Origin of the sequence: Enterococcus sp. CWB-B31 (assembly GCF_020567645.1) — a bacterium.
Classification (GTDB): domain Bacteria; phylum Bacillota; class Bacilli; order Lactobacillales; family Enterococcaceae; genus Enterococcus_L.
Map to the genome: position 1 here is coordinate 538613 of NZ_JAJDJW010000001.1, position 12317 is coordinate 550929.

Consider the following 12317-nt stretch of genomic DNA (forward strand, 5'->3'; position numbering starts at 1 on the left):
TGACTGAATTGATTTGTGCTATAATGAAAGCAATTTATTGAGGAGTGGAAGAAACATGGGCATCCCTTTGCACAAAAAAATTCAACAGGATCTTTTGGACAAAATAAAATCCGGTGAATATGCTGAAAATGAGACAATTCCCACTGAAATGGAGCTGGCTGATATTTACAGTGTCAGTAGACCTACCGTGAGACAGGCCGTTCAATCCTTAGTGAATGATGGCTATCTTGAGAAACGAAAAAAGCGCGGGACAGTGGTAAAGAAACCCAAAATTCAGCAGGAGTTCACGCATGTCATTGAAAGCTTTGATTCAGAAATGAATCGAAAGGGGATTTTACCAAAAACAAAAATTTTGAAATTTACATGTGTGAAGGCAAATGAAGAGGTAGCTGAAAAATTGAATTTGAAGCTGGGTGATGCTGTTTACAAGCTGATTCGTTTGAGGTATGCAGAAGAAAAGCCGGTTGTTTTAGTGACCAGTTATATCCCCTGTCACCTTTTTCCGGAACTGCAGAAGATTGATTTTACTTCTGAGCTTCTTTACACCACATTTGAGAGGCTGAATCATCCTATCCGTTCTGTTTCAAGAAAGCTGGAAGTGATTAAGGCAGATGAAACGACCAGTGATCTTCTGGATGTAGAAGAAGATGACCCAGTATTCTATTTTCATACGTTGGGTTTTTCAGATGAACGGTTGCCGGTGGAATATTCCATTTCCAAATATCGCGGTGATATTAATTATTTTGTATTCGAACTTTCCAGATAATGATACAAAAATTTAGAGAGATTGTGATACACAGATGGTGTGTTATAATGCATCACAGAACGAAATGAAAAGAAGCGGTCGACATGAACCGATCATTTGTCATGCTAATGTAAGAGGACAAATGAAGGGGCAGGTTGATCGCTTCTTGAGGTTTTCTCCAAGACCTTGTATGACAAACTGAGCTGTTTTGTTCATTTTTGAATAAGTAATTGGATTGAAAAAAACACATATAAAAATAAGAGTAGTTTTATGAATAGACTATCCTTTTTTTCTTCTTATTTTAAGCATAGTGGTGATAAGTAAAGAGAAAACTACTATAATAATTAGAGTTATACATATATGAGACAGAGAAGGTGATTTATTATGGAAAAGAGTAAAGATATTGTCCATGAGCTGTACATTAATCTTTCCAAATACTCAGGAAATGACATGGATGAGCTTAGAGAAGTGCTGCTAAAAGTTTATTCAAAGCTTGGACCTGCTGGGGAAAATCCGCCGTTAATCAATCACTTGGTTAACTTTATTTACTTTAAGGAAGTAAATGAGCGTCTGTCATTTACGGATAGTCAGCAGAAGCTGATCCGTCAGTTATTTGAAATTGGGAGTAAATCCGCTTTTAATGGTGTTTATCGTTCTGATTTTGTTGATACTGGACAATTCGATTAGTATTGTAAATTACAGTATTACTGATTTTTCACTTAATTGAAATTAAGGGGAGTTTGTATCAGTCAAAATTAAATAACGTGGAGGTGATGTGGATTATGAGTTGCAGTTACAAAAAACATTCAGTTTATAACGACGGAAGCTCAGTCAAATCTGTCTGTAAACTGCCAAGATGACGGGCTAAGCAGTAGGAAGTTGGCAATAATAAAGAGTATCAAGCTCTTGTAAATAGGTATGATTTTAATGATATTCCTCTATTTAAAGGATGTATTCAGCTATGACTAAATCAGGGTTACACTTATGTTTGGAAAGGTTTATATTTGCCTGATTGGAAGGATAGACTGTTTGGATGAGACAAAAGAAAAAGTCATGAATTACTTGAAAGTATGTTGGATGAAGATTCTGAATATATGGGATTGTGAGATAACGATGAACAGGTGAAAGAAGAGCTTTACAGGGAAATAGAGCTTCTTAGGTAGTTGGGTTGCTAAGATGCAGTAGTAGAAGGTATCTTGAAAAAAGACTTCATATACTATCTAAAAGTTATGTATATTTACTCCATTATCAACAACAATAGTGTATGTAAGCATACTGATTTTTATGATTTCTTCAGATAGTTTATTTTTCAGTACATTGGATTAAAATGATAAAAGGATTAACCAAACCTGCAAACTCAACAACCTGAAATTGGATAACGAAAGAGCTGAACCATATATTTATTTTCGCTTATCCTGTGTCCTATCGTAGAGTATCCTAATAGGTTGCTCGTATCTCAAAAAAATAAAAAGGTTGTTACACTGACTCCGTTAAGGGTTATGTGACAGCCTTTTTTCAGTCCTTTGCCAAAACAATTGCTCAAGGTCGAGCCAAAGTATTATAATTCGGTGAATTGCTTAGCTCGAATTACATCCAGTTGTTGATTACCAGCAGACAGCTTACATTTTATTTGGATGTATATGTTCTTTACAAGTATAAGAGGAAAGAACAATTTTAATGATTTCTGCCACAGTTCCTGCTTCAATTAATCTGCAGCGGCAGTACATTTCAACAGCTGTTTTGGAATTTTCTCCAAGCAATTGTACTTTTTTTCCTTGACAGACTCCGTGAATATACAGTGTTAGAGAATTATCCTGCTTATAACCAAAATTTACTGGAACAATATAAGGAAAGGGTTCATCAAATATTGTCAGACGAACTCCGTGACATTCTTCCGCAATTTCTTTTACCTTTTCCCAAGCCTAAATTTCCCATTCATTTCTTCTTATCTTCACAGACACATCCTTCTTGACTTATTATACTGCAAAGAGCAGAAAACATGTTTACCCATTAGGAAACAAGCTTTTTTTTGATATAAGTGTCTCAAATGGGGAGAGATGTCTAATGGCAAAATGTATTTTGAAGATTGATTATATTAGGGTGTGTCTGAAAACTCAAGCGGCGAATATTTTGGTGATTTTTATAGAACTCCTCATCATAAATACTCGCTTATGAACCACATAACCTGTACTTTCTTCCTTGATTTCCACAAAAACCACTGAAAAATTCAACTTCCACTACCTTTTCAGACACTCCCTAGATTTTGGTAAGTAAAATTTAATAAGGGTGTTCTTTGACAGGTACTTAGACTTGCAGATATATCGACAGTTAGGAAAATGTTTATGAGGATAGATAAATTTAGTGTTTGTGAAATTTCTGTTTCTGACCTGTTTTTAGTGATTTTTTTCTGCCATTGGTGATTGACAGGAAAATGTCTGGAGGCAGTTGAAAAATGAAGAGCGATTATACCATGCTTGCTGACTAAATTGTTCTCAGTATTTTGTAAATAAATGAGTAGACCAAATGAAGTGAGGGAATCTTTTATTGCACATCAAAACCCAAATAAGAAATTTTCTCAAAATCTTGTTGACAAAAATGATGAACGGCTATATATTTAATTTGTGAATAATACCAATGGCTCTTTTTAAGGTCCTTTGGTTTTTCCGGAAGGAGGAGGATACATTTGATCGGTTTACTGGTGGTTACTCACGGGAATTTAGGCAAGTCATTGTTGGAATCTATTGCTATTATCACTGGAGAAGTAAAATATGCAGAATCAATAGGGCTGTATCATGGAGATAGTCCGGAAGTATTTCGAGGCAGGATTCAGGAAATGATTGAAAAATTGGATTCAGGAAAAGGGGTGCTTGTTCTGGTTGATTTTTTCGGCGGAACACCTGGTAATGAGGTGTTGAAGCTGTTGCCAAGAGAAAAAATGAAAGTGCTTTCCGGAGTGAATATGGCGATGCTTTTGGAGGTTGTTGTGAACCGGGATTTTTCAAATGACGTGGAACAGATTGGCCGGATAGCGTTGGAAAGCGGAAGCAGGAGCGTCATGGATTTAAATAAAGCATACAATAATATGATAGAAAGGACAGGTAAATAATTATGGGTATTGTATTGGCAAGAATCGATGACCGTTTAATTCACGGACAAGTCATGACATCATGGCTTAATTATACTGGTGCAAACAGAATCATTATCGTAGATGAGGAGACAGCGAATGATACGTTTTTAAAGATGATAGTGACTTCTGTAGCTCCTGCAAATATAAGAACGGAGGTTTTTGATATTGAAGGAGGAGCCGAAATATTAAGCAATCTTGGTGAATCAGATAAGGTAATTGTTTTAGTAAAATCACCTTCTTGCTATGTGGAATTGCTGAAAAGAGGCGTAGCACTGGAAAAGGTGAATATTGGAGGAATGGGTGCCAAAGAAGGTCGTTCTAAATTTTATAAAAATATTTCTGCATCTGAAGAAGAAAAGGGTTGGTTAAAAGAGCTGATTGACAATGGTGTCAATGTTAGTATTCAAATTATTGCTGAAGATAAGTCCATTGATGTTTCAAAGTTAGTAAGTTAGGAGGAATAAGAGAATGGGTATTTCATTTATACAGGCAATCTTAATTGGTATCGTTTATTATCTTGGTGTTACAGGCACTCCGTGGTTCTCATTACTGGGAAGTATTTCATTTATGCAAAAGCCTCTTGTAGCAGGAACGATTGTTGGATTTATTCTGGGTGATCCTATTCAGGGTGTGATTATCGGAGCGGCGATTCAACTGCCGTATATTGCATTTATCTCTGCCGGGGGGACAGCCCCGGTAGATCCGGGACTGGCAGGTACGCTTGGTACGGCACTGGCACTGGCATCTGGAGCAGACCCGCAGACAGCAGTAACACTGGCGATGCCGATTGGATTACTGGGAACTGTAATTTGGGTTGCCCATATGACGGTGGATGTATTTTTTGTTCATATGGCTGATAAAGCAGCTGATGAGGGCAATCTCGACCGCATCAATTTTCTGCATGTAGTACCGCCGCAAATTATCCTCCTCCTGATGAGTGTAATTCCAGTTGCATTTGCAGCGTACTACGGCTCTGGGGCAGTAAGCAGTATACTGGGATATTTGGATGGGACGCCTCTTCATATTTTACAGGTCATCGGCGGGTTGCTTCCTGCGTTAGGTATCGCAATGAATTTGCGTTCCATTAATCGTCCAAACACGATGCTGTTCTTTATTTTAGGGTTTGTAATGGCAATATACATGGGATTGGATGTTATTGTCATAGCTGTGGTTGGAGCGATTATTGCCTACTTATATACCATTACACCAAGAAATGAAATTAGCGGGTTAGGCTAAAGAAGAGGGAGGAATAGAAATGGAGCAAGCAACAGAGAATGAAGGTTCAGAAGTAAGAAAAGAGCTCTCGAAAAAGGACGTGGCAAAATCGTTTTGGCGTTGGACATTTTTCAGTCATGCCAACTACAATTATGAACGTTTGGAAGCGACGGGATTAGTTCATGCATTTAGTCCAATCATAAAAAAGCTCTATGCAGATAATCCGGAGGAATACCGAAATGCGTTAAAAAGACACATGGCGTTTTTTAATACTGAGCCTCATTTTGGCGGAGTTATTTGCGGAATGGTTATTGCAATGGAAGAAGATCGTGCCAATGGCGCACCAATCACAGATGATGCCATTAATGGAATAAAGACCGGATTGATGGGACCGTTTGCCGGTATTGGCGATACACTTTGGCAGGGCACCTTGACTCCTATTTTGCTGGCTTTTGGGGTGAGTCTGGGTTCAGAAGGAAATCTGATGGGGCCGCTGGTTTACGGGCTGATGATGTTTGGGATTATGTTTTCTCTTGCCTATTTTGTCTGGATGCAGGGGTACAGGATGGGGAAGACAGGGATTGAAAAAATTTTAAGCAGTAATATTTTGCAGTATTTAATCACAGGTGCGTCCGCAATGGGTGCTATTGTACTGGGAGCATTAACAGCCAACTTTGTTTCAGTTTCTTCCCCTTTTGTTATTAAGGTCGGAACTGTCGAGCTGGGGCTGCAGGAAGATATACTGGATAAGCTGTTTAAAGGGATTCTGCCTTTAGGGATTACATTGCTCACACTGTATCTTTTGAAGAATCGAAAAATGAAGTCGACAACTGTTATGCTGATTTTAGTTGTGATAGGCGTTGTTTTTGGCACAGCAAATATATTCTAAGGGAAGATTAGAGGTGTAGAAAATGAGAACTGCAGTTTTTCATGGGATTAAAGACTTGGTGATTGAAGAGTGTGACATACCAAAAGTTTCAGCAGATAAGATTCTGATAAAAATCAAAGCCTGTGCGATTTGTACATGGGAGCAAAGAGTATATACAGGCGTTAAAAAGGTGGACTATCCTTTTATTGGCGGACATGAAATAGCTGCTGAGATTATTGATTTGGGCAGTAATATCGATTCGAAAAACTGGACAATTGGGGATAAAGTGGTTTTTGGAACAAATCTAGCCTGCGGGAATTGTGAATTCTGCAAGAGCGGGGAAGAGCAGAATTGTCTGGATTTCAACCACAGCAAGCACTTGGAAGGTCTGCCGCATAAAGGGATGGGCGGTTTGTCGGAATATATGCTTGTCGAACCGCGGCATCTGTTCCATTATTCTAATGTTTCTCCGGAAGAAGCAGCGTTGACAGAACCCTTATCTTGTGTGGTTCATAGTTGTGAAACTGCCGATATTCAATATGGAGATTTAGTAGTGGTCATCGGCTGCGGTATTATGGGACAGCTTCACATCGCACTGGCAGTCAAAAGCGGCGCAGCTGTACTGGCCTGTGATTTGAATCCGGACAGACTGGTTTTGGCAAAGAAGCTTGGCGCCCATTATACTGTCAATTCTGATGAACTGGATTTAGCTGATGAAATAAATCGAATCAGCCGAGGGTTGGGGGCAAATGTAGTGTTCGATACAACCCCTATTCCGTCTGTGGTTGAAGAGGCAGTATCTTTTGTAGCAAATACAGGTCGGGTTATTCTGTATTCTTCATTTTATCCAGACACTCCGGTGCCGTTCAGTCCTGACAAGCTTCACAAGGGAGGCTATCAAATTGCAGGAACAGCTAATTCAAACAGTCGTGATTTTGTTCGGGCAGCGAAAATGATCAGTGAGAAAATTATTGATGTACGACCCTTTATCAGTGAAGTGGTTGGGTTTGATGAAGTGGTTTCAGGTTTTGAATCGGCGATCAAAGGTGACAAGTACCGGGTAGTTGTAAAATTCTAGGATCAAGAGAGCGAAGCAGACGGTATCGATGGATGAAGGTATGTTATAATCAACATGAAAAAATCTGACAAAATGCATCCATCCCGGACGAATCTAACTGTCTGCTTTGAAGAGTATTTACTTGATATACTACTTAGAGCAGAATAACAAGGAGGTATATCAATTCATGGAAGAGTTCATTCCAAAATATAAACGTGTAAGTAATGATATTCAACATTTGGCAAAAATTTTAAGTAATCAGGGGAAGCCTCTTCCCAGTGAAAGAAAGCTCTCTGAAAGCTTAAATGTTAGTCGGACGACTGTTAAACGTGCCCTTGAAGCATTGGAAAGACAAGGAATTGTCTCATACATTGAAGGAAAAGGATTTATTTTGCAGGATCGGGATGTAAAAGTTGTTTCCAGTATGCATATTTCAGGATTTTATGATGATATTGTTTCAAGGAAAAAGAAAATCAGTTCAGAGGTCTTACAAAAGAATGTTATTCAAGCGGATAAAGAGTTAAGTACCGTGCTTGAAATTGCTGAAGGAGATTATGTTTTTAATCTCCTGAGACTGAGAAGCGTAGACAATATGGTTTATTCTCTGACTGAAAGCTTTATTCCACTAGATCGTTGTCCTGAAATAGGTTCAATTGATTTAACGGATAAATCGCTCTGGAAAACACTTAGTCAGTTTGGGATTCAACCGCAAATTGTCAGTCAGCGTGTCAGCGCACGAATGGCTAATTATACTGAAATTGATTACTTAAATATTTCTAAGCCTGCTGTTGTCATGGTTGTGAACAATCTTGCTTGTTGGGAAAATAAGCCCATTGAGCTTTCCTATGTATATACAGACGTCCTCTCGACAAATCTTGAATATCGTTTTACTAATTAAAACGAGGAGGACAAATTATGTTAGTCACATTGAAGGAACTCTTGAAAGATGCAAAACGCACACCTTATGCTGTTGGAGCAATAAATGTTCCAAACCTTGAAGCAATTCGTGCAGTGGTTGAGGCAGCAGAGGAGTTGAATTCTCCGGTTATTTTACAGCATGCCGAAGTACATGAAAATCTGGTTCGTCTGGAAGAAATTGGTCCGGTGATGTTGGATTATGCACGCCGGGCAAAAGTTCCTGTTGCAGTTCACTTAGACCACGGAGCATCTTTTGATATGTGTGTTCAGGCAATCAGATTGGGCTTTACGTCTATTATGTATGATGCATCCAGCAAGCCGTATGCAGTCAATTTGGCAGAAACAAAAGAAATTGTTAAAATTGCTCATGCAGCAGAGGTCTCTGTTGAGGCAGAATTGGGTCATATTTTTACCTCAGCTGTCGGCGGTGGTGAAGGGCGCGGTTCTGATTCCAGTGAAGATTATGATGATTTGGAGGATGTGTATACAGATCCAGACATGGCAAAAGCTTTTGTGGAGGAAACAGGGGTGGATTGTCTGGCGATTGGGTTTGGAACCGTTCACGGTATTTATTTAAAAGAGCCCAAACTGGATCTGGATCGTATTCTGCAAATCAAAAATAAGATTGATATCCCTTTTGTCATGCATGGCGGTTCAGGGGTATCCGAGGCAGACTATAAAATGGCAATCAGAAATGGTATTTGTAAAATTAATTACTATACTTATATGAATAAAGCCGGTGGTAAAGGGGTTATAAAATGTCTGAAAAAAATGATTGCCGGAGAAACGGTCTTTTTTGACGAACTTTCTTTGGCTGCAACAGCCGAAATGAAGAAAAATGTCAAAGAAGCAATGAAAATTTTTATGAACCCTTAGGAGCTGTCTGAGAACTTGGACTGTAAGAAAATTTAGAGATGCCATGATTTTGAAGTGAAAATAAGGTGTTTGTTTATAAGGTATGGAGTCGTTCTAGTCAGCGAAGGAGGCAAAGATGGCTAAAATTGCTGCTTCAATTATGTGCGGAAATCAACTGAAATTAGGTCAGGAACTGGAAGACCTGCAAATAGCTGGAATAGACTGGCTGCATTGTGATGTTATGGATGGAATGTTTGTGAATAATTTAGCAATGGGACCTTATGTGCTGGAGCCGATTATTCAATCTGGTCAATTTACAACAGACGTTCATTTGGCGTGTATTCATCCGGAAAAATATATAGAGATGTTTGCACTGATTCATCCTGACTATATTACATTTCATGTGGAAACAACGACAGATGCTGCAGGGCTCATTCGTCAGATTCATCAGATGGGAATGAAAGCGGGGATTGCTCTAAACCCACAGACAACGGTTGAAATGATTTTCCCTTATTTGTCTGATGTTGACCTGGTTTTAATGATGACGGTAAATCCGGGTTTTGCGGGACAGAAATTTGATTACAGTGTTTTGGAAAAGCTGAAGCTGTTAAACGAAGAATTAAAAAAGCAACAGCTCAGTCCGCTTATTGAAGTGGATGGAAATATACACTCAGAGACTGTTTCGTTGATCAGTCAGTATGGGGCTGATCTGTATGTGGTTGGAACCTCTGCGCTTTTTAACAGCAAACAAGGAAGCTATCGTGATAAGGTGGAAGACTTGTTAACAGCTGTTTGCAAAATCAAAAGCTAAAAGAAAATTGTAAAGAGATAAGGGATGTGACAAACATTCATAGGGGCAGTTGCCCTCATGAATGTTTGTCACAATCTCTTTTTTTTTTAGTAATAGATTACAGTTGCTGAAATTACAATATCTGTCAGTAAAACAGTTTCTGGTTAAGGATGAATGTTTCATATTCAAAGATTAATGAGATCGGTAGATATCTGGTTATTTTTGAAGCTGCTCGTTCTTGTCATTGAAGTATACAGGTTAAAATTTTCTATCATTGAACATTATTTATAAACGACCTTTTATTATAATTTATAATTTGGTCAGATTACTAGTGCTCAATATCATGGGGTTTATTTGTTTTTTTAATTAATTATTTATTTTATTTTAATATTTTATTTACTTTTTTTAAAATAACGTTTATTCTGTTGTTGGAAAGAAATGCTATTGTATGAAAAAGATTTTTAGTTTGATGAGGTGTTAATATGAATATTTTAAATAAAAGGGACTATGCTTATAGCTATATCATTAGAAGTATTTTTTCAGAAGAAGAACTGTCTGTGGAATCGTTGATTTATGAATTAAATATCAGCAAATCTACATTTGCTAATATTATTAATGAATTAAACGAAATTATTTATCCGATTCAAATTAAGTATTATCAAAATACAATAAAACTTATTCGACCTCCAGAATATTCCTTTGACTTTTGTATAGCTCAAATTTTAAAAAATAGTTTAGAGTATTCCATTATGGAATTGCTGTTTTTTGAACAACACCCTACTTACTTAGCGATTTCTGATGAATTATTTGTTAGTGAATCTACAATAAAAAGAATAATTGGGTCCATTAGACCCAAACTAAAAGAAATAGATATTATCCTTCAAACTAAACCTTTATGCATTACTGGAAATGAGACAAATATTCGTTATTTCTTTATGGCTTTTTTTAAAGAAAAATATGGCTTTTTTAACCTTCCCTTTCCAGAAGGCACTATAAAAGCTTTAGGGAACTTTTATAGATACGGTGCATTTGTTATGGAAAAACAATCTACAGCTCAACAATACATTCGATTTATATTATCAACTGCAGTTTCATATGAAAGAGAACTTCGTCACCATAGACTTGATTTACCTAATAGTTTAAATATAAAGTTTCTTAAAAAATTGATAGATACTGCTCCTAATCTTATTACCGAATTAGAAAGACCCGATGATCCAAATGATACTGAATTTTATATTCGTATTTTTTATCTTTTTACAAATAATACTCCCTTAAACCTTGAAATAAACAATCGCTCTGTTGCATCTCAAAATCAACAAATAGCTGAATTTTTAAGTCTATTTTGCGATATTTTCAAACTACAGATTGATAAAAAACAACTAGATGATCTTTCATTAGAAATTTTTGAAATTATTTACAACTTTAAAAGACCTATTGAGTCATCTAACTTTGTACTAACAAATCAATTTAAAGAATTTTACCAACTAAGTACTTTTTTTATGGAGTCTTATCATCTTATAATGAAAGAGATTTATGAATATTGTTTTTCAGAAGAATTTTATTCATACTTCTATATTGTCTTTTTTGCAGTTACAACTACTTTTCCACATCTATTAGATACGTTATATGATGATTATAGTAATATTACGATAACATTACTGATCGATTTTGATTTCCAATTCTCTAATTATTTAAAGAATAAACTCGAAAAATTGATTCCTGGCAGCCCACATTTCAATGTTATTTCTACCGCTAAAGATTTAAATATTTCAAAAATAGTTGAAACTACTGATTTATTAATTACAAATATATTAGATATTACGCCATTTAAAACATCAACAACTACCGTAATTTCTATTTCTCATTATTTAACTCAACAGGATTTAACCTATATACTAAATGCTGTTCAAGCTAAGTATAAGAAAAATCATATGGAACTTTTAACAGAAAGCTCTATTTATTTTACTAAATATAATGTATATTGAATGGTTATCAAATTGCTTGCTGGACGAATTCCTGTAAAAAAAGATAAAAAACTGAACTGCTTTTCAGTTCAATGGAAATTAGGTGCAAAGAATCTACCATCAATTTAGACAGATTTAAGGCAACACACTCAAAGCAACGCTGGCAAGCATAGTATCTTTTCTTTTCATTAGAATTAAGTCCATTCTAAAACAACGTTCAATTGACTGAAGCTGTGCTCCACCTCGATACGATCTCGATTGTCCAAGCGTTTGCTGTGAACTTCATTTTTAGGGGTATCCCAAGGCTGGACCGGAAAGACGAATCTCCCGTTGCTTACAGTAGTTGAGATTGTTCCGATTGCGATCGATTTTCCCTAAACGGGCAACTTCATTGGCTAAACTAATATCCAGCTTAGTGCCAAATTCCGTTGCTGCTTTGATTTTCACATGAACAATAGGCAGATAAACTTCCCGAGCTTTTCGACGGTAAGTGCGCGGTTTATTCAATTGCTTTTCTTCGTAGAGGGTGTCAATAATGGTTTCCTCAAGTGTCCGAGCATCATTCAATAACTTCGTGTCTGTTGGATACTTGATCTGGTGCGGTGCATGGGCGGTATCTAAAATAAGCGTTCTGCTATTCGAATCGCTGTCATCATCATCTTCTGGTTGTTCTTTCAAGTGAGCGCCTAAGATTTTTTCGTTAATTGTCATCAGTGTCATGTCGTCTAAGCGTTTGCAAAAATAGAGCATTGTAGACGCATCAAACGGTTGTTCATCT

At 36.9% G+C, this 12317-nt stretch carries 12 protein-coding genes; 11 read left to right on the top strand and 1 reads right to left on the bottom strand.

Going from position 1 to position 12317, the window contains the following annotated elements:
- Window positions 1–55 precede the first annotated feature (55 nt).
- From LI954_RS02240 to LI954_RS02295, 11 genes are all read left to right on the top strand, one after another.
- Window positions 56–766: a GntR family transcriptional regulator gene (locus tag LI954_RS02240; protein WP_202067597.1), complete on the top strand. Its 711-nt coding sequence runs from the start codon at window positions 56–58 to the stop codon at window positions 764–766.
- Between the two features lie 363 nt (window positions 767–1129).
- Window positions 1130–1432 (top strand): bacteriocin immunity protein, encoded by a 303-nt coding sequence (locus tag LI954_RS02245; RefSeq protein ID WP_229442329.1) that lies wholly within the window; start codon window positions 1130–1132, stop codon window positions 1430–1432.
- A gap of 1996 nt (window positions 1433–3428) precedes the next feature.
- Complete coding sequence (locus LI954_RS02255; RefSeq protein ID WP_202067599.1) at window positions 3429–3851, top strand: PTS sugar transporter subunit IIA; 423 nt, start codon at window positions 3429–3431, stop codon at window positions 3849–3851.
- Window positions 3852–3853: 2 nt separating this feature from the next.
- Window positions 3854–4327, top strand: coding sequence for a PTS system mannose/fructose/N-acetylgalactosamine-transporter subunit IIB (locus tag LI954_RS02260; RefSeq protein WP_202067600.1), 474 nt, complete (start codon window positions 3854–3856; stop codon window positions 4325–4327).
- A gap of 13 nt (window positions 4328–4340) precedes the next feature.
- Window positions 4341–5108 (top strand): PTS mannose/fructose/sorbose/N-acetylgalactosamine transporter subunit IIC, encoded by a 768-nt coding sequence (locus LI954_RS02265; protein WP_202067601.1) that lies wholly within the window; start codon window positions 4341–4343, stop codon window positions 5106–5108.
- A 19-nt stretch (window positions 5109–5127) separates the two neighbouring features.
- The gene (locus tag LI954_RS02270) at window positions 5128–5976 is read left to right on the top strand and encodes a PTS system mannose/fructose/sorbose family transporter subunit IID (RefSeq protein WP_229442330.1); all 849 of its coding nucleotides are present in this window, start codon (window positions 5128–5130) and stop codon (window positions 5974–5976) included.
- A 22-nt stretch (window positions 5977–5998) separates the two neighbouring features.
- Entirely contained in the window at window positions 5999–7033 is a 1035-nt protein-coding gene (locus LI954_RS02275) for a zinc-dependent alcohol dehydrogenase (protein WP_229442331.1), read from the top strand.
- Window positions 7034–7199: 166 nt separating this feature from the next.
- Entirely contained in the window at window positions 7200–7910 is a 711-nt protein-coding gene (locus tag LI954_RS02280; protein WP_202067604.1) for a GntR family transcriptional regulator, read from the top strand.
- Window positions 7911–7927: 17 nt separating this feature from the next.
- Window positions 7928–8806: a class II fructose-bisphosphate aldolase gene (locus LI954_RS02285; RefSeq protein ID WP_229442332.1), complete on the top strand. Its 879-nt coding sequence runs from the start codon at window positions 7928–7930 to the stop codon at window positions 8804–8806.
- 115 nt (window positions 8807–8921) lie between these two features.
- Window positions 8922–9596, top strand: coding sequence for a ribulose-phosphate 3-epimerase (locus LI954_RS02290; protein WP_229442333.1), 675 nt, complete (start codon window positions 8922–8924; stop codon window positions 9594–9596).
- Between the two features lie 461 nt (window positions 9597–10057).
- Complete coding sequence (locus LI954_RS02295) at window positions 10058–11560, top strand: helix-turn-helix domain-containing protein (protein WP_229442334.1); 1503 nt, start codon at window positions 10058–10060, stop codon at window positions 11558–11560.
- A 267-nt stretch (window positions 11561–11827) separates the two neighbouring features.
- On the opposite strand, the gene LI954_RS02300 is transcribed toward LI954_RS02295, so the two are convergent.
- Complete coding sequence (locus tag LI954_RS02300; protein WP_229442335.1) at window positions 11828–12250, bottom strand: hypothetical protein; 423 nt, start codon at window positions 12248–12250, stop codon at window positions 11828–11830.
- Window positions 12251–12317: the final 67 nt, after the last annotated feature.